Source organism: Heliomicrobium sulfidophilum (assembly GCF_057715735.1).
Genome location: NZ_JBVTZZ010000004.1, coordinates 593,150 through 610,643, shown reverse-complemented (window position 1 = coordinate 610,643; position 17,494 = coordinate 593,150). Strand labels below are relative to the sequence as shown.

Genomic DNA, 17,494 nt, shown 5'->3' with positions numbered 1-17,494 from the left:
TTACGTTTCCTTAACGAACCAGTAAATTCTGGATAACACTTCACCATTATGATGAACGAGAAAGCATGTCTTTCGGTTTTAAACCATGTCCGCAAATAACAACGAACAACGAGAGAGAGGTCTTGGCAGCATGTTTACCCAGTTTTTTGGCAACTACCTCCTTGAACGGCATTTACTCTCCATGGACCAATTAGGTGAAGTGTTGAACCGTTTGAAGCATGTCCGGGCGCGGCTTGGCGTGTTGGCGATTGATGCCGGATACATGACAGGGGAGCAGGTCGAACAAATCCACAGCCTGCAGCTCAAGCAAGACAAACGTTTTGGCGAACTGGCCATCCAGGAGGGATTTCTGACTGTCGCCCAACTGGAAGAGTTGCTGGGCAATCAGTCGAGCAGTTATCTCGCCCTCAGCCAGGTGCTCGTCGATAAAGGATTCTTCACCTATGACCAGATGGCCAACCTGCTGAAAGAGTTCAAAGAACAGCGCAACATCAGCGATCAGGAATTCGAAGCCTTGAAAAATGACGATATGGACGCCATGGTCGATGTCTTCCTGAAGCTCGACCAGTCCGAGGAAAACGGGCTCTATCGCGACGCCTTTCTCAGCTTTGTCAAGAACACGTTCCGTTTCGTCGAAAGTGATTTCCGTTTCAGTCAGGGAGAAGTGGTTGAACAGGTTGCCTTCAAAACGTTGGTCTTTACGACGATGAACGGCAGCTACGACCTGTTCATGGGACTTGCCGGGGAACAGGATGTGGTCGAGCAGTTCTCCCTCCGTTTCAGCGAAGGTCTGGGCATCGAAGATATCGAGATGGAGGATTCGCTCGGCGAATTCTTAAACGTCACCTGCGGTCTCTTCTTGGCCTCTTTGTCCAACCAGGGCATCGATTTGGAACTGCAGCCGCCGACCTTGTGCCAGGAAAAAGCCTTGCTGAGAGGCCAGACGCTCTTCCGCATCCCTGTTCACTTGCCTTTCGGCCGAATTGATTTCATCTTCGCCGAAGGGATTCCCGCCATTGCCGGGTAAATTGACAACAAGGAGGTTCGTGAGCCATGGCGCGCATTTTAATCTGTGACGATTCCAACCTGTCCCGGGGCAACTTGAAGAAAATATTGACCACCAAAGGGCACGAGATTGTCGGTGAAGCTGTCAACGGCGAGGAAGCCTGCAAGAAATACACCGAACTGAAACCGGAACTGGTCACCATGGACATCACCATGCCGAAAATGGATGGCATCGCGGCGCTGAAGAAAATCATCCAGGAAAATCCGCGGGCCAAAGTGATCATGATCTCCGCCTTGGGCCAGGCGCCGAAGATTCTCGAAGCGATCAACAGCGGCGCCAAAAGCTATGTGACCAAACCCTTCGACGCCAATAAGGTCCTCAGCGCCGTTGATGAGGTATTGAAAGCCTAATGGCTGATTGCTTTTCCGATGGCATTGTATCGGATTGGATGAAAGGGGTTGATTCTTGTGGCGGTAATGGAAGAGATTCTCCTCAACCTTCCGGAAAAAAACGGTGCCCTTGATGTAGAAGAAACAGGCGATCATTATGACGTGCATATCGGCAAGCTGATTCAGAAGGTTCCCGTCGTCGACTTTAACGATCTGGGAAACCGTGTCCTGGGAATCTTTGAGTCCGATGAGAACGCAGAAGGCGTCGTCGTACTTAAACAAGGCCGCGCAGTGGGCCTGATCATGCGGAACAGCTTTTACCGCAGGATCGGCAAGCAGTTTGGACGGGAGGTTTTCCTGACCCGGCCCGTGAACCGTATTATGAACAAGCAGCCGCTGATCGTCAATCCCAGCACGGATATCACGCAGATCGGCATGCTGTCCATGAGTCGCGACCAGGACAGCCTCTATGACTTCATCCTTGTCGAGGACAAGGGCTGCTACCTTGGCGCAATCAGCATCCGCCGCTTCATGGTGGAACTGTCCAAGCGCAGGGAGAAGCAGATCCAGCTGTTGGAAAAACAGAAGGAAACGATCAAAAACCTGATGGACAACGCCGGCCAAGGCTTTTTGTCCTTCGGGAATGACCTGGTCATCTTTAATGAGTACAGCTTGGAATGTGTCGATATTTTCGAAAGGGAAATCGGCGGACTCAACTTTCTTGAATTGATCGGTTGCCACCTCTCCCAAGAGGAACGGGAAACGACCGATGCGGTGCTGAAAGGTATCTTCAACGCCAATAACAGCCTGGAGACGAACGTCTACCTCTCCCTGCTGCCAAGCGAAATCAAGGTCGCAGAAAAGATCGTCCAGTGCGAATACAAGATCATTCCTCAACTGGAGCAGAAGATCGTCATGGCGATCCTCACCGACATCACCGAGAAAAAAGCGCTCGAACAAAAGATGATCGAGGAAAAAAACAATCTGAAGCTGGTACTCAAAGCGCTCTCCTGCCAGAGCGACATCATCAACGGCATGGACGGCTTCAAAGAGTTCATGGAGAAAACTGTTCCAGAAATCCTCGAAAGCGGCTACGGCGCAGCAGAAAAGCTGTCTGAGATCTATCGCGCTGTCCACACATATAAGGGAGACTTCAGCCAACTGCACCTCTCCCACACGGCGTCCCATCTGCATGAGTTGGAAGACCGTCTCTCCCTGTTGACGGACAGCGGCAATGCCACTGTTGAGGCCATCAAAGAGATCGTGGACTCCGTCGACTGTGAGTGCTGTCTCGCCCGCGACCGGGAGATCATCACCGAGATCTTGGGTGAAGGCTTCTTCTGCCAGAGCCAGACCTTTGCGGTCAGCCTTGACCGGATCATCGAGATCGAACAGCGTGTCACCACTGCTTTCCCGGAGGAGCAACAGGCCGAACTGCTGTCCCTGATCAAGCGACTCCGTTGCACCAACTTCAAAGACATTCTGGCGTCTTATACCGAATACGTGCAAAGCCTGGCAGAACGGTTGGAAAAGGGCATTGAGCCGATCGAGATCAGCGGTGACGACATCTTTATCGACAAGAACGCCTATACGAAGTTCTGCAAATCCCTTGTCCATGTCTTCCGCAATGTCGTCGACCACGGCATCGAGGATATGGACAGTCGCATCGAAGCCGGCAAGCCTGAATACGGAACGATCCGGGTGGAAGTGAAGGCCGAATCGGAAGGCTTCACCCTTGTCATCGCCGACGACGGCAAAGGGATTGACCCTGCCGTAATCAGAACCAAAGCGGTCGAAAAGGGTATCTACTCGGAGGAAGCCATCAAGGGGCTCTCTGACAAGGAAATCGTCGAAATCATCTTTATGGACCGTTTTTCCACGAAAGACGAAGTCAGCATCGTATCGGGCCGCGGCGTCGGGATGGCCGCTGTCCGGGCCGAAGCGGAAAGCCTCGGGGGGAGTGTCGAAGTCTGCTCCGAAATCGGAAAAGGAACTGCCTTCATCTTCCGTCTCCCTTACATCATCACCTGATTGTGGCATTGAAAAAGGGTGAACCCGGCTGACGGAAAGGTGGGTATCGCGGAAGATGAACGGGTTCAACGAAAAAAGCAGGCTCTTGCTGCTCACAGCCGCCGCCGTTCTTGGCGCGGCAGGCGCAGGAGCGAGCGTTTTCCTCTCAGTTCCGGCGATGGCGGTGGTATGTAGTGTCTTCGCTGCCATTGCAACTATGATGTTGGGGTTATCGGCTGCCCAATTGGCCTCACAGATGGAGAAACTGCACACCTTAGTGTCGGAAGCGTGCCGGGCGCATCCAGGCGGCGGCGGCGCTGACCCTTCGCCGGAAGGACAACTGAAATGGCTTATCGAATGGCAGGCCGCATCCCTCTCCAATCTGCATCGCTTGGTGGAAACCATGGCAACAGGGGCCGGTGAATTGCGTTCTCACCTCGACGCTTATCTCGATTGTCTTTCTGTTGAGACAGCATGGACAGCGGCGCAGGACGGAAAAGTGGTCGAGGAGGAAGAAGAGGCCCGGTTGGCGGAACGCTTGCGGGGCGACTCGCTCGAAATCGCCCAGGCGATGGAAGCCCTCGCCGAGAGTTCAGCGGCTGCCAGCCAGTCTGCAGCTGACGCCTATTCGTCGGCTGAATCGGGGTGGAACTCGATCATGTCCGTCGTCAACCAGATGGAAATCGTCAGCAACGCCTCCCTCCATACAGCCGGCATCATCCAACAACTGGGCAGCAAGTCAGGACAGATCAGCCAAATCGCCAATGTGATTACCAGCATCGCCGATCAAACGAACCTGCTGGCCTTGAATGCGGCAATTGAAGCGGCCCGGGCCGGGGAGCAGGGAAGAGGCTTCGCTGTCGTCGCCGAAGAGGTGCGGAAACTGGCGGAGAATTCAGCCAAAGCGGCGCGGGAGATCAGCGTCCTCATCACCGAGATCCAGGGGGAAACAGTAAAAGCCGTTGTATCCATGGAGGCAGGCGGAAAAGAGGTAGAAGCAGGCACCCAATTGGCCCGTGACGCCGGTGCTGGCTTTGAGGCTATTGCCGATCTGGTCAACAACACGGCCACCCAGATCCATGATGTAACGGCGACGGTGGAACAGATCGCCAAGGCCAGCCGGAACATGGTCGACAATATCGACCAGATTGGTTGTTTGGGATCTCCGGACTCTATGAAGCAGGCCGCCATGAATCGGGTCTTGAACGAGCAGGCTGCAGCTCGACAAAGGGTTCAGGTATTGGTCGAGACAATGATCGAACACACAGAGGGTCTTCGTAAGCGCTTGAGTGAAATGGCAACACTCAAAAACTCGTTAAGGCAGTCCGATACATAACTCAATGAGCAGAACCGCCCCTTAACTACCAACCCATGAAAAACCGCCCCAAAGAACAAGATCATCGTTCAGAGGGCGGTTTTTTCTATTCGAGATTGCCTGCTGCATCGGAGGATTTTCCAGCGGACAGCAAGAAAAGATGAGTAAAGACACCCATGCCGCCGATGCGGCGCCAAAGAAAATGAAAATCGGGCAATAACTGATTTACGCGAGGGAGATGATCCGATGAACTACCGGCGTCTGGGAAAAACCGGCCTTACCGTATCGGAACTCGGTTTTGGCGGGATCCCCATCATCCGCCTCGATACCGATGAAGCCATCAAGGTGCTGCAACGGGCCTATGAGCGGGGCATCACCTTCTATGACACAGCCAACGCCTACCGGGACAGCGAAGACAAGATCGGCCAGGCTTTTCAAGGGATGCGCGACAAGGTCGTCATTGCCACCAAGTCGGGCTCCCGTGACGCAAAAGGCGCGCTGGCCCACTTGGAGAACAGCCTGCGCATGCTGCGCACCGATTATATCGATCTGTACCAACTGCATCAGGTCTCCCAGGACAGGGACTGGGAGGCCTTGACAGCGCCCGGCGGCGCCATGGAGGTCATCGTCAAAGCGCAGGAAGAGGGGAAGATCCGCCACATCGGTGTGACCTCCCACAACCGCCAGATGGCCCTCAAACTGATCCGTACAGGTCATTTTTCGACGATCCAGTTTCCTTTCAACTTCATCGAAGACGCCGCCGAGGAGGACCTTTTTCCGGCAGCGAGAGAGTTGGATCTGGGCATCCTGGCCATGAAACCCTTTGCCGGGGGCATGATCGACGATGCGGCGCTGGCCTTCAAGTTTTTGCGCCAGCATCCCGACGTGCTGGCGATCCCCGGATATGACTCGGTGCAGTCTGTTGACCAGATCGTCTCCTTCTACGACAGCCCCAACGTGGTGACAGACGAAGACCTAGCGGCGATGGACCGCTACCGCCAGGAACTGGGCATGCAGTTTTGCCGGCGCTGCGAATATTGCCAACCCTGTCCCCATGGGGTGATGATCACCCCGGCCATGGGGTATCAGGTGCTGGCCAAGCGCATGGCGCCGTCGGTGGCCGTCGAGTTTTTGCGACGACCCATGGAGACGGTCCCCAACTGTGTCGCCTGCGGCGCCTGTGTCAAGAAGTGCCCTTACAACCTGCCCATTCCCGAGATGCTGAAAAAGCATCATGACATGTGGGAGCGCCATCGTCTGGAAACAGGCCGATCAACGTAAGATGCAGACCGCAAAAACAGACCGCCGGGAAGTATCCGCCGCTTTCCGGCTACGCAATTACACTTGGTCAACCTTGGTGCAAACGGAAAAGGCGTCGCCTTGTTTCTCCACTGTCATTGTCAGCGGCCGCCGCTTCGCCCAGCGGGGGTAATCAGGTAACAGGCGGATCTCGACACCTCCGGCATTTTCCCGAACCATGGTTTTTCCGGTGACCAGTTCGTTGTCGTCGATGGACAAAGTAAACCGTCCCTCATGGATCTCACCGGCGGGCGCCGCTTCGTTGCCCGCCTTTGTTTTTTTCGACGGGCCGGCGTCGAGGGAGGGGATGGGCAGCGGCGGATCGAACTGGACGGCAAAGTTGCCTGTTCCCGAAGCGACCGTATGGGAGGCGGAACCGAAGGCGCGCAAAGCGGGGCGGTCATTGCTTTGCCTTAGAATCAGATGATGGGTAGCCGACTGGACAACCATCTGCTCCTCGCTGGCAGCCGTGATCACGTAGTCGATCTCGCCTCTGTTGCTCATGAAACGCCACCGTTCGCCCGTTACCCCTTTTTCCGGCTTCTCGACCAACCGGATCTGCCGGTCGCCGGAACGGAGGACAGCCATATCGAAGACCTCCGAGTAGTACCCCTTGAGTCCCGTGAAGAAAAAGGGAATCCAGACGCGGCGGGGGATGGCGTACTCCTTGCCGGTGATGAGCAACCGGCTCCGCTTGCCGGCCAGGGTGCTTCGTTGGCGGAACATGACTGGCAGGGAACGCTGGCGGGCATGTTCCCCCGGGTCGACGGGCCCGCCCCAACGGGAGGATGTCTTGCCGGCGGCGACGAAATCGAGGCGGACCGGTTCCCCTCGGTAAGAATTAAAGGAAAGCTGAATGCGGGCGATATCTTCTTCCACGGTCCGGCGGCATCCGATGGGCCGGAAATAAATCTCCCGTTTCAGTCCTTCCCGTTTCAACTGCTGGATCACCCGCTCGTCATTGACATGATCGACCTGAGACTGATCGTGGAGCGTGATGATCGCCCAGATCAGCGGATCAGAACCTTCGCGGAGTCGGATCATGGCCTCCAGGGTTTCGTATTCTGGATGCTCCCGGAGGTACACCATCACATGGACGTCATAACGGTGATATACGAACGAAAAGGGCTGGAGCAGGAGGCCCTGGAGTTGTTCAAGCTCAAACATAGACAACGCTCCCTTGCCGCAGGCCCGAGAAGAGCCGACCGATTCCTATGCGCGCGCTTCTTAACGTTCTTTATTATGTAGGCAAAGGCAGCGCTGTGACAGCGATTGACCTTTTCCATTGATTTCTTCTTCGTCAGCGCGTACAGTAGGGGAGACGGGTTCAGAGCGCCGTCAACGGGGTATAATTTGGATGAAGAAAAGGAGATGACCTTTACACCGATGGCACAAAAAACCTACCCGGCGCCGCCGGAAATGACCATCGACCCGGAAAAAGAATATCTGGCCACTGTCAACACGACGAGGGGGACCTTCACGATCAAACTGCTCGCCGCCCAGGCGCCGCAGACGGTCAACAATTTTGTCTTCCTGGCCCGCGACAATTTCTATGATGGCGTTCGCTTCCACCGGATCATCAAGAACTTCATGATCCAGACGGGCGACCCCAAAGGCAACGGCACAGGGGGACCGGGGTACCGCTTTGCCGACGAGCTGCCGCCGGCCTTGCCCTACGCGCCCGGTGTCGTTGCCATGGCCAATGCCGGCCCGAACACCAACGGAAGCCAGTTCTTCATCTGTAACGGCGACAGCGCCCGCGGTTTGAACAACTACCCCAACTATACCGTCTTCGGCCAAGTCACCGATGGGATGGACGTGGTCCTGAAGATCTCTGACACGCCTGTGGAATGGGGTGCTGGCGGCGAGCGGAGCAAGCCCATGGAAGACGTGCGGATCGAAACGATCAGCATCGAAGAGAAGTAATCAGCGCTCAGAAAATGAAGCAATTTTGAACAGCCCACGCAATCTGTCCACGCAGCATCTTTACACGTAACACCTGTATACGCAACATCTGTAATACAAAACAGGCCCCTTCCGGCGCGGAAGCAGGCCTGTTTTTGTTATGCCTTCGTCTATCCGATTCATTTACGGCCAAAGCTGGCCCCACAGGAAAGCCCCTGCGATCCCGCCGGCGACGACGAGGATCAGGTTCATCTCCAGCAACGCCAGCAGGACCGCCGCGATGCCGCCGGCCGCCGCAGCCGGCAAATGATCCGGTCCGGTGGAGGAGAGGATGCCGGGGAAGATAAGCGCCCCCAGGGCGGCAAAGGGAATGAAGCGGAGAAAGCGGTGCACCGCCGGCGGTAGCTTCATGTGGCGGAGCAGCGCCAGTGGCAGCATGCGCGGGAGGTAGGTGACAAGGCCCATAGCGAGAATCAGGCCCAAGAGCATCCACGGGTCGATTGTGCTGGCGGAAGCTGCTGATGCAAGGGGATTCATGCCTTTTGCGCCTCCTTCGAAAAGATGGCCGCGCCGGCGGCGGCGCTGAGCACGGTAGCGATGATGATCGTCCAGCCTGTCGACAAGCCGGCGAAGGTCGGAAGCCAGCGCAGGAGGGCGTGGATGGCGGCGGCGAGCAGGGCGATGGTGAGCACTTCGCGGGAACGCTTCATCGACGGCAGCAGCAATCCGATGAACATGGCGTAGAGGGCGATGCCCATGCTGTTTTTCAACGCCTCAGGCAGCCCTTCCGCCATAAACAACCCGATCCAGGTGCCGGCGTTCCAGGCGGCGTAGGCGATCCCGTTGAGACCGAGAACGAATCCCTTGGCCAGCTTGGCTTCGGGACGAAGGGCCGACACGCCGAAGGTTTCGTCGGTGACGCCGAAGGCGATCAGGGCGAGCCACTTTTTTGTCACATCCGCCTCCAGTCGTTGCGAAAGTGACGCCGACATGAGGAAGTGGCGGAAATTGAGGATGAGTGTCGTTAAGATGATCTCGCCAAAACCAGCGCCCAGGGCGAGGAGGTTGACACCGACGAACTGGCTGGCGCCGGCGAAGATGAAAAAAGACATAGTCATGCCGACCCAGTTGGGCAGACCGGCCGATTTGGCGAGCAGTCCGAAGGCGATGGCGATGGGAATGTAGCCGATGGCGATAGGGATGCCGGCGTGCATGCCGCGGCGGATATCGTCGCCTACACCGCCCCCGCCACCGCCACCGACATCGCCACGGGGTGGGTCGATGGTTATTGCTTCATGTCGCTTCTGCAGGTCCGGAGAAGTCATGGACCACAGTCCTTTCTTGACGGGGTAACGAATTATATTTTCTCATTGACTCAACCGCCTGTCCAGGCAGTTTACTCATCATACATTGATTTATCACTTTATTATGATGTATTAAAAAGTTTATTGGTTTTTTGAGGTTTTCAAGGGCTTTTTCAAAGAGGAATAAAATTATTGCTGACGATTGCGAAGGTTCCTTGTATAATGTACAAGTGTCCGCGAGGTACAAACAAATACCCAAAAACCCAGTGGTCAATCCACGAAAGGAGCATCACAGGATGCAACACAAATCGGAATCGATGCTAAAAAAAGACATTGGAACGATCGTCGCCATGTCCATCGTTATCGGTTCAGTCATCGGATCGGGTATTTTCATGAAACCAGGGAAGGTCATTCTTGCTTCAGGCGACTCTACCATGGCGCTTTGGGCCTGGATCCTCGGCGGGATCATCACCCTGGCCAGCGGCCTGACTATCGTCGAGTTGGCGACTCAGATCCCCAAAACAGGCGGTCTCTACGTCTATCTGGAAGAGGTCTATGGCAAGCTGTGGGGCTACCTTTGCGGATGGATGCAAACCCTGATCTACGGTCCCGCCGTCATCGCCGCGTTAGGTCTTTACTTCGGCTCCCTTGTGGCCAACTTCTTCAGTTGGGGGCCAGAAACGAAGCTCTATATCGGAATTAGCACCATCGTTTTTTTGGCTGTCGTCAACAGCATCGGCACCAAATACGGCGGTTTTGTGCAAACCCTTGCCACCGCTGGCAAACTGATCCCTATCGCCTTGATCGCCATCTTTGGCATCTGGCAAGGTGACGGCCAGATTCTCAACATGACCAGCGGCGTCACCGAAAAAACCGGCATGGCCGCCGCTATCTTGGCGACGCTCTGGGCTTATGACGGCTGGCTCGTCGTCGGCTTCGTCGCCGGCGAGATGAAAAACCCGGCGAAAATCCTCCCGCGCGCCATTATCATCGGTCTTTCCGTCGTCACCGTCGCTTACCTCTCTGTCAATATCGCCATAATGCACGTCCTGCCCGCCTCTGAAATCGCCAAGCTTGGTGAAAACGCGGCCGGCACGGCAGCCACGATCCTCTTCGGCGGCATCGGCGGCAAGCTGATCAGCATCGGCATCATGGTCTCCATCTTTGGCTGCCTCAACGGCAAGATCCTCACCTTCCCCCGGGTGCCGCTGGCAATGGCCGAGCGGGGCCAACTGCCTTTCTCACGCCTGTTGTCCCAGGTGCAACCGAATCTCGGAACGCCCATCTTCGCCACCATCTCGCAGGTGGTCCTCGCCATCCTGATGATGTTTGTCGCTGACCCGGACCGCCTCTCCGACATCGCCATCTTTGCCATCTATGTTTTTTATATTCTGGCTTTCGTGGCCATCTTCATCCTGCGGAAGAAAAACAGCGTTGCCTCGCGGACCTACAGCGTGCCCGGCTATCCCTTCATCCCGCTCGTCGCCATCGTCGGTTCCGCCTTCATCGTCATCAGCACCATCTTCAACAACCCGACCGACACCCTGCTGGCCCTGATCATCACGGTCATCGGATTGCCGATCTACTGGATGCTGAACCGCAAGTCGCTGGCGTCGGCAAAACAGGAAGGGTAAAAGGGAGCCCGTAAGGAACCAGGTGATAAAAGAGCCCTAGAGGGATAAAGCCTCAAAGTAAATCTGAACAGAAGCAATAAAAAAAGAACCATTTACCCCATGGAAATACGATGCCTGTAAAATAAGCTCAACCCTGCAACGCAGCGGGGTTGAGCTGGTTTCATTTCTCCTCTATGTTATACTTCGTTATTCGTTCGTATATCGCTGCGACGTTGGTACATCAACGCAGTGTTCGTACATCATCGCGGCGACGGCTCGCCCGGCAGCGCTTTGAATATGTACCCCTGGGCGCGGCACTCTTCAATAAAGCGGGGGAGCATCTCTGTGTTGTCCTGAGAGACGGCATGGAGCAGGATGACCGCCCCTGGGTGGATCTGCTTCATCACTTGGGGTAGCGCCTTGTCCGGACCGACCTGCTTGTCCACTTCCCAGTCCCTGTAGGCGATGCTCCAAAAGGTCGTCGTCAATCCCAGTTCATGGGCCACAGCGACAGAGGTAGCGTCAAAGCGGCCCATGGGCGGACGGTAGTAGCCTGGCTGCCGCCCCGTGAGGTTTTTGACGGCGTCATTGATCTTCGTCAGTTCCGCTTTTTGCCGCTCGGCGCTCAGCTTTGTCATGTCCGGATGGGTCTGGGTGTGGTTGCCGACGCCGAATCCGCGCCGGCCCATGTCGCGAACCAATTCCGGATGGGTGTCGAGAAACTGGCCAGTGACAAAGAAGGTGGCCGGGACCTTCGCCTGGGACAGCGCCTCCAAAATCCTCGGCGTGAAGCCATTCTCATATCCTTCATCAAAAGTCAGATAGAGCGCTTTCTCTTCCGACGGGATCCGGTACACCGGGTTATAGGCTTCGATGGCGCTAGTCATCGAGCGGGGCCACTGGGGGGCGACGCCTGTCTCGTGGCGAGGGATCCACCAGTCCTGGGGACCGGTCGTCCCTTTGGCGGACGATGCGCCCGACTTGGGATTCGTCTCGATTTTCTCCGAAGAGGACTGCGGCGAAGCCTGCGACGGCTTTTCCGAGTCCTTTTCCCCGTTCTTCTTGTCCGTTTCAGACAGGGCTGGGGATGTTTTTGCGGCGTCGACGCCCGCTGAAGCCGCAGGAGTCTTTACAGGCGATGAGGGAGAGGTCGGGGCGCTGGCCCGGGTCTGTTCGATTGTGAACAGGCCGGCGGCGATGCCCCCGATGAGGACAAGGGCGGCGACGATGGTGAGATTTTTGTCTTTCATGGTATACTTCCCCTTGAGAAATCCGCCAGCGAGCCGCGTGACCTGCAAGCTGCGTGATCCAGCAAGTTGCGTAACTCACAATCGCTGAACCAGTGGTCGCATCGACCTGCCGACGTTTCCGTGTAATGGGGAAGGATTTCTCTTTCTCGCCCGACAAGTCCTCCAAAAAAACGACAGTGGACAAGAAAAAGTCAGCTGCGAAGGGGCGGACGCCACAAGATTAGACACGTTTCGCCAATTCCCTATTAGCCGTGTTATAATGATGATCGCTGATTGAGAGACCTACGGATAACCTATCGAATCACCCATTTGATTCACTCACGGGGGGCATTGATTTAATATGGATAAGGCGATACGCCGGATCTTTGTGGAAAAACGCGAGGGTTTCAATGTGGAAGCCCAGCACCTGCGCGATGACTTGCGGGAGAACCTGGGCATCTCCGGATTGGAAGGCGTACGGATCGTCAACCGTTACGACGTGGCCGGCATCTCTGACGAGGAGTACGCCCGGGCGCGCGGCACGATCTTCTCGGAACCCAACGTGGACCGTGTGTACGATGAACGGCTGGAGATCGACCCGGCTCATCGCCTCTTTGCCATGGAATACCTGCCCGGCCAGTACGACCAGCGGGCCGATTGGGCGACCCAGAGCATCCAGATTGTGACCCAGAAAGAACGCCCCGTCGTCCAGTCGGCCAAGGTGCTCGTCCTCGAAGGCCAGATCAGTGACGACGAGTTCAACCGGATCAAGGCCTATTGCATCAACCCCGTTGAATCGCGCGAGGCTGGCCTGGAAAAACCGGCTTCCCTGGACATGCAGCTCCAGCCGCCGGAAGACGTGAAGACCCTTGACGGCTTCATTGCCGCCAGCGATGAGGAACTGCGCTCTCTCATGGGGCAGTTGAGTCTCGCCATGAGCTTCGAGGACCTCCGCTTCTGCCAGGCCTATTTTCGCGATGAGGAACAGCGGGACCCGACGATCACCGAGATCCGGGTCATCGACACCTACTGGTCTGACCACTGCCGCCATACGACTTTTTTCACCAAAATCGAGGATGTCCAGATCGAAGAAGGCGCCTTCACTGGCCCGATCCGGGCGGCTTATGAGGAGTACCTGCAATCGCGCAACCTCGTCTACGGCGATAAAGAGCGCGATGTCTGCCTGATGGATATGGCCGTCATCGCCATGAAAGAACTGAAAAAACAGGGCCGCCTCGACGACCTGGACGAGTCTGACGAGATCAACGCCTGCAGCATTGTCGTGCAGGCTGATGTGGACGGCAAAAAAGAAGAATGGCTCGTCATGTTCAAAAACGAGACCCACAACCACCCGACAGAGATCGAGCCCTTCGGCGGCGCCGCCACCTGCCTCGGCGGGGCGATCCGCGATCCCTTGTCCGGGCGCTCCTATGTCTACCAGGCCATGCGTGTCACCGGCAGCGGCGATCCCCGTACCCCGGTGGAGAACACCCTGCCCGGCAAGCTGCCCCAGCGCAAGATCACTATCGGCGCCGCTGCCGGCTACAGTTCCTACGGCAACCAGATCGGCCTTGCGACCGGGCAGGTGGCCGAGGTCTATGACGAAGGTTTCGTCGCCAAGCGGATGGAGATCGGCGCGGTTATCGGCGCAGCTCCGCGGCAAAACGTGGTCCGCAAAGCCCCCGCGCCGGGCGATGTGATCCTCCTCGTCGGCGGGCGGACGGGCCGCGACGGATGCGGCGGCGCCACTGGTTCCTCGAAGGAGCATACGGCAGAATCCCTCTTCTCTTGCGGCGCAGAGGTTCAAAAGGGCAACCCGGTCACGGAACGGAAGATCCAACGCCTTTTCCGCCACCCCGAAGTTAGCCGTCGGATCAAAAAGTGCAATGACTTCGGCGCTGGCGGCGTCTCTGTCGCCATCGGCGAACTGACTGACGGCCTTATCGTCAATCTGGACGCCATCCCCAAAAAATACGAGGGCCTCGACGGGACGGAACTGGCCATCGCCGAATCACAAGAGCGGATGGCCGTCGTCGTCGCTCCGGAAGATGTAGACGCCTTCACCCGATTGGCCCATGAAGAAAACCTGGAAGTGACCCCCGTCGCTTCCGTGACAACAGAAGAGCGATTGAAGATGAATTGGCGCGGCGCGACCATCGTCAACCTGAGCCGTAAGTTCCTGAACACCAACGGCGTCAAGCAGCGGACGACGGTGATTGTCAAAGGGCCGGAGGCCGAAAAGAACTACTTTAAAACCCTGCCTGCGGCAGTCGAGGCCCAACTGCCCGACCTGCGCGCCGCCTGGCTCGCTAACCTGAGCGACCTGAACGTGTGCAGCCAGAAGGGTCTCGTCGAACGCTTCGATAGCACCATCGGCGCCAATACGGTGCTGATGCCCTTCGGCGGCGTCCACCAGGCATCGCCGGCCCAAGGCATGGTGGCCAAGCTCCCCGTCCTCGGCGGCGAGACGACGACCGCCACGGCCATGACCTTCGGCTACAACCCCCAACTGGCCAAATGGAGCCCCTTCCACGGCGCCCTCTATGCGGTCATCGAGTCCGTCGCCAAGGCCGTCGCCCTGGGTGGCGACTACCGCTGCATCCGGCTCACCCTCCAGGAGTATTTTGAAAAACTGGGCAAAGACCCTGTCCGCTGGGGCAAGCCCTTCAGCGCCCTCCTCGGCGCCTTTGTGGCCCAAAAACGGCTCGGCATCGCCGCCATCGGCGGCAAGGACAGCATGTCGGGCACCTTCATGGATCTCCATGTGCCGCCCACACTTGTCTCCTTTGCCGTCAACGTGATGGACGCCGGACAGGCCATCTCATCGGAGTTCAAGGGCTCTGGCCATCCCGTCGTCCTCTTGCCCCTACGCCGCGATGAGAACGAACTGCCTGATTTCGCCAGCCTCGACTGCAACTACCGGAAGGTGGCCGAACTCGCTGGGGAAGGCAAGGCGCTTGCCGCCTACGCCGTCGGCTTCGGCGGTGTCGCTGCCGCCGTCAGCAAGATGGCCTTTGGCAACCAGATCGGCCTGATCATGGGCGATGGCTTCGCGTCCGCCGACCTCTTCCGCGCCGATTACGGCTCCCTCGTCCTGGAGATCGACAGCGCTGCCGACTTGGCCGCTTCCTTCGGCGATGTTCCCTATGTGCTTCTGGGCTACACCCAGGAAGCTTCGGTCCTGCGCGTCAACGGCGTAGAAATCGCTCTGACCGAGGCCCAGTCCGCTTGGGAAAAACCGCTGGAGAAGATCTTCCCGACACGGGTGAAGACGAGCGATGAACTGATGGCGTCGCTTAAGAACGGACAGCCCGACGGAGCGGTCAACCCAAACGGAAACATCCGCCTGTTCACCGGCCGGAACACCCATCGCCCGGCCGTGAAAATCGCCCGTCCCCGCGTTTTCATCCCTGTCTTCCCGGGCACCAACTGCGAGTATGACACGGCCTGCGCCTTCGAAAAGGCCGGCGCCGTTGCCGACCTCCTCATCGTCCGCAACCTGACCCCAATCGATGTAGAGGAAAGTATCGCCGAGATGGTGAAGGGCATCAACAACGCCCAGATCGTCTCCCTTCCCGGCGGGTTCAGCGCCGGCGACGAACCCGAGGGATCAGGCAAGTTCATCGCCGCCATGTTCCGGAACCCCCGGGTGAAAGAAGCCGTCACCAACCTGCTTAAGACGAGAGACGGCCTCATGCTCGGCATCTGCAATGGCTTCCAGGCGCTGATCAAGCTCGGCCTCGTCCCCTACGGTGAGATCGTCGACATCACCGAGGACTGCCCGACCCTGACCTATAACCGGATCGGCCGCCACATCTCTTGCATGGCTCGGACGAAGGTCGTCTCGACCCTGTCACCCTGGTTCTCTCGCGTCGAAGCAGGGGAGGTCCACAGTGTTGCCCTTTCCCACGGCGAAGGCCGCTTCTTCGCCTCGCCGGAGATGGTCGAACGCCTCTTCGCCAACGGCCAGATTGCCACCCAGTATGTCGACCTCGACGGCAATATCAACGAGGACATCCGCTACACCCCCAACGGCTCCGTCGCGGCCGTCGAAGGCATCACCAGCCCCGACGGACGCATCCTCGGCAAGATGGGCCACTCGGAACGGATCGGCCGCCATGTGGTCGTCAACGTGCCAGGGGAGAAGGACCAGCGGATCTTTGCTTCTGGGGTGGGGTATTTCCTATAGAAACCGATGAAATGAGCGTATGCTTTTCGTCTTAACCTAAGTACACCAGAGAAGAGCAGACAGATAGTTCTACAGAGACCCGTAAGAAGGCCACTGATAAGGTGAACCCTCTTACGGGTTATTTGTCTTTTCTGCCCCCCATAAAAGTAAAGATTTCACGAAATATTAGAATAATTGAAGCGAATTAAATGGAAGCCGGAAGGTTGCCGGTCATGCTGCTGATGCGAAGGAAAAGCATGGGATACGACACACCCCGTTGGGAGGACTATTTGCTTGCTGAATCGGTAGGGCAATATCATACAAGAATGGTATTGCTACTTGTGATACACTAAGTATCAGATAGGCAGCAATCACAATGGAGCAAGACCATACTTACTTTGGAATTGCTATTTACGGGAATAAGAAAAAAATAAACAAGCTAACAGGTTCTATGCCGCTGTTAAGATAGTTTATAGCCACCACTCAATTTATTCCTGCATTCTGCTGGTTTTACGGAGGCGCTTTATTAATATGGCATTAAAAGGCAGGGCAGTCGCTGTTAGCTGTTCTGACTTCTATAGTTTACATAACAACTATTTTGCGAAGTTTGACTAGATGTAAAGCCCCGGATCTTCATTAAAGAAGCCGGGGCCATTTTTTTTCGGGCATTCTTCACTGGTTAGGCCTTGGAGATGCTCCCTGTGCGCCCCCCTGTCGCCCGCAGCAGGTCGGCAGGGAAGAGGACCATCTGGCAACCGCGAATGCCGGCGCTGATGGAGACCCTCTCTACCGACTTAATCCGCTCGTCCACATAGAGGGGGTACTTTTTCTTCGCCCCCACCGGGGAAACGCCGCCCCGGATATACCCGGTCAGCGGTTGAACCTCTTTAAGGGGAACCGTCTCCACCTTTTTGTTGCCGCTCAGGGCAGCGAGGGCCTTGAGATCGAGTTCGTGGTCTCCCGGGATGCAGGCCAGCAGGACGCCTGTCTTGTCGCCCCGGGCGACGAGGGTTTTATAGACTTGTTCGATGGGAAGGCCGATCTTGTCCGCCACCGTGATGGCAGAGAGGTCCGATTCGTCGACATCATATTCCATCAACTCATAGGCGATTTTCATCTGATCAAGCAGGCGGGCGGCGTTGGTTTTTTGGGCCATGAGAGTATTCCCTCCAATTTAAATTGTAAATGCGAGCGGGCATTGCCTAGACTAGCTTTGAGCAGCACCCAAACTGGCGAGAGGCGATGCCCAGACGAAA

At 56.7% G+C, this 17,494-nt stretch carries 13 protein-coding genes and 1 pseudogene; 9 read left to right on the top strand and 5 right to left on the bottom strand.

Going from position 1 to position 17,494, the window contains the following annotated elements; genetic code table 11:
* The first annotated feature begins 130 nt into the window (after nt 1-130).
* The 5 genes from AC0CW1_RS04640 to AC0CW1_RS04620 all read left to right on the top strand — a co-directional run bounded on the left by AC0CW1_RS04640 (nt 131) and on the right by AC0CW1_RS04620 (nt 6,001).
* The gene (locus AC0CW1_RS04640) at nt 131-1,027 is read left to right on the top strand and encodes a chemotaxis protein CheX (protein ID WP_488181882.1); all 897 of its coding nucleotides are present in this window, start codon (nt 131-133) and stop codon (nt 1,025-1,027) included.
* A 26-nt stretch (nt 1,028-1,053) separates the two neighbouring features.
* Nucleotides 1,054-1,416 (top strand): response regulator, encoded by a 363-nt coding sequence (locus tag AC0CW1_RS04635; protein ID WP_488181881.1) that lies wholly within the window; start codon nt 1,054-1,056, stop codon nt 1,414-1,416.
* A gap of 66 nt (nt 1,417-1,482) precedes the next feature.
* Entirely contained in the window at nt 1,483-3,426 is a 1,944-nt protein-coding gene (locus AC0CW1_RS04630; RefSeq protein WP_488182117.1) for an ATP-binding protein, read from the top strand.
* A 55-nt stretch (nt 3,427-3,481) separates the two neighbouring features.
* A complete protein-coding gene (locus AC0CW1_RS04625; protein WP_488181880.1) occupies nt 3,482-4,741 on the top strand; it encodes a methyl-accepting chemotaxis protein in 1,260 nt (419 codons plus the stop codon).
* 225 nt (nt 4,742-4,966) lie between these two features.
* Complete coding sequence (locus AC0CW1_RS04620; RefSeq protein WP_488181879.1) at nt 4,967-6,001, top strand: aldo/keto reductase; 1,035 nt, start codon at nt 4,967-4,969, stop codon at nt 5,999-6,001.
* 57 nt (nt 6,002-6,058) lie between these two features.
* On the opposite strand, the gene AC0CW1_RS04615 is transcribed toward AC0CW1_RS04620, so the two are convergent.
* Nucleotides 6,059-7,186, bottom strand: a complete 1,128-nt coding sequence (locus tag AC0CW1_RS04615; RefSeq protein ID WP_488181878.1) for a hypothetical protein — start codon at nt 7,184-7,186, stop codon at nt 6,059-6,061.
* A 219-nt stretch (nt 7,187-7,405) separates the two neighbouring features.
* Here AC0CW1_RS04615 and AC0CW1_RS04610 point away from each other — a divergent pair, with 219 nt between their 5' ends.
* Entirely contained in the window at nt 7,406-7,945 is a 540-nt protein-coding gene (locus AC0CW1_RS04610) for a peptidylprolyl isomerase (protein ID WP_488181877.1), read from the top strand.
* A gap of 162 nt (nt 7,946-8,107) precedes the next feature.
* On the opposite strand, the gene AC0CW1_RS04605 is transcribed toward AC0CW1_RS04610, so the two are convergent.
* Both AC0CW1_RS04605 and AC0CW1_RS04600 read right to left on the bottom strand, forming a co-directional pair.
* Nucleotides 8,108-8,461: an AzlD domain-containing protein gene (locus tag AC0CW1_RS04605; protein WP_488181876.1), complete on the bottom strand. Its 354-nt coding sequence runs from the start codon at nt 8,459-8,461 to the stop codon at nt 8,108-8,110.
* The gene (locus AC0CW1_RS04600; protein WP_488181875.1) at nt 8,458-9,249 is read right to left on the bottom strand and encodes an AzlC family ABC transporter permease; all 792 of its coding nucleotides are present in this window, start codon (nt 9,247-9,249) and stop codon (nt 8,458-8,460) included. Before AC0CW1_RS04600 ends, AC0CW1_RS04605 begins: the two co-directional genes overlap by 4 nt.
* Before the next feature lie 275 nt (nt 9,250-9,524).
* Here AC0CW1_RS04600 and AC0CW1_RS04595 point away from each other — a divergent pair, with 275 nt between their 5' ends.
* Complete coding sequence (locus tag AC0CW1_RS04595) at nt 9,525-10,862, top strand: APC family permease (RefSeq protein ID WP_488181874.1); 1,338 nt, start codon at nt 9,525-9,527, stop codon at nt 10,860-10,862.
* A gap of 239 nt (nt 10,863-11,101) precedes the next feature.
* Here the strand turns inward: AC0CW1_RS04595 and AC0CW1_RS04590 are convergent, their stop codons facing one another.
* A complete protein-coding gene (locus AC0CW1_RS04590) occupies nt 11,102-12,091 on the bottom strand; it encodes a delta-lactam-biosynthetic de-N-acetylase (protein ID WP_488181873.1) in 990 nt (329 codons plus the stop codon).
* Nucleotides 12,092-12,431: 340 nt separating this feature from the next.
* Between AC0CW1_RS04590 and AC0CW1_RS04585 the strand changes: the two genes are divergently transcribed.
* Complete coding sequence (locus AC0CW1_RS04585) at nt 12,432-16,259, top strand: phosphoribosylformylglycinamidine synthase (RefSeq protein ID WP_488181872.1); 3,828 nt, start codon at nt 12,432-12,434, stop codon at nt 16,257-16,259.
* A gap of 358 nt (nt 16,260-16,617) precedes the next feature.
* Nucleotides 16,618-16,707: pseudogene (locus AC0CW1_RS04580) on the top strand (DUF2000 family protein); the annotation flags it as partial.
* Nucleotides 16,708-16,917: 210 nt separating this feature from the next.
* Here the strand turns inward: AC0CW1_RS04580 and ybaK are convergent.
* Complete coding sequence (gene ybaK, locus AC0CW1_RS04575; protein WP_488181871.1) at nt 16,918-17,394, bottom strand: Cys-tRNA(Pro) deacylase; 477 nt, start codon at nt 17,392-17,394, stop codon at nt 16,918-16,920.
* Nucleotides 17,395-17,494: the final 100 nt, after the last annotated feature.

Bases quoted from the DNA above. Each gene is read 5' to 3' on its own strand.
- AC0CW1_RS04640 (WP_488181882.1), top strand. From the start codon at position 131: ATGTTTACCCAGTTTTTTGGCAACTACCTCCTTGAACGGCATTTACTC.
- AC0CW1_RS04635 (WP_488181881.1), top strand. From the start codon at position 1,054: ATGGCGCGCATTTTAATCTGTGACGATTCCAACCTGTCCCGGGGCAAC.
- AC0CW1_RS04630 (WP_488182117.1), top strand. From the start codon at position 1,483: ATGGAAGAGATTCTCCTCAACCTTCCGGAAAAAAACGGTGCCCTTGAT.
- AC0CW1_RS04625 (WP_488181880.1), top strand. From the start codon at position 3,482: ATGAACGGGTTCAACGAAAAAAGCAGGCTCTTGCTGCTCACAGCCGCC.
- AC0CW1_RS04620 (WP_488181879.1), top strand. From the start codon at position 4,967: ATGAACTACCGGCGTCTGGGAAAAACCGGCCTTACCGTATCGGAACTC.
- AC0CW1_RS04615 (WP_488181878.1), bottom strand. From the start codon at position 7,186: ATGTTTGAGCTTGAACAACTCCAGGGCCTCCTGCTCCAGCCCTTTTCG.
- AC0CW1_RS04610 (WP_488181877.1), top strand. From the start codon at position 7,406: ATGGCACAAAAAACCTACCCGGCGCCGCCGGAAATGACCATCGACCCG.
- AC0CW1_RS04605 (WP_488181876.1), bottom strand. From the start codon at position 8,461: ATGAATCCCCTTGCATCAGCAGCTTCCGCCAGCACAATCGACCCGTGG.
- AC0CW1_RS04600 (WP_488181875.1), bottom strand. From the start codon at position 9,249: ATGACTTCTCCGGACCTGCAGAAGCGACATGAAGCAATAACCATCGAC.
- AC0CW1_RS04595 (WP_488181874.1), top strand. From the start codon at position 9,525: ATGCAACACAAATCGGAATCGATGCTAAAAAAAGACATTGGAACGATC.
- AC0CW1_RS04590 (WP_488181873.1), bottom strand. From the start codon at position 12,091: ATGAAAGACAAAAATCTCACCATCGTCGCCGCCCTTGTCCTCATCGGG.
- AC0CW1_RS04585 (WP_488181872.1), top strand. From the start codon at position 12,432: ATGGATAAGGCGATACGCCGGATCTTTGTGGAAAAACGCGAGGGTTTC.
- ybaK (WP_488181871.1), bottom strand. From the start codon at position 17,394: ATGGCCCAAAAAACCAACGCCGCCCGCCTGCTTGATCAGATGAAAATC.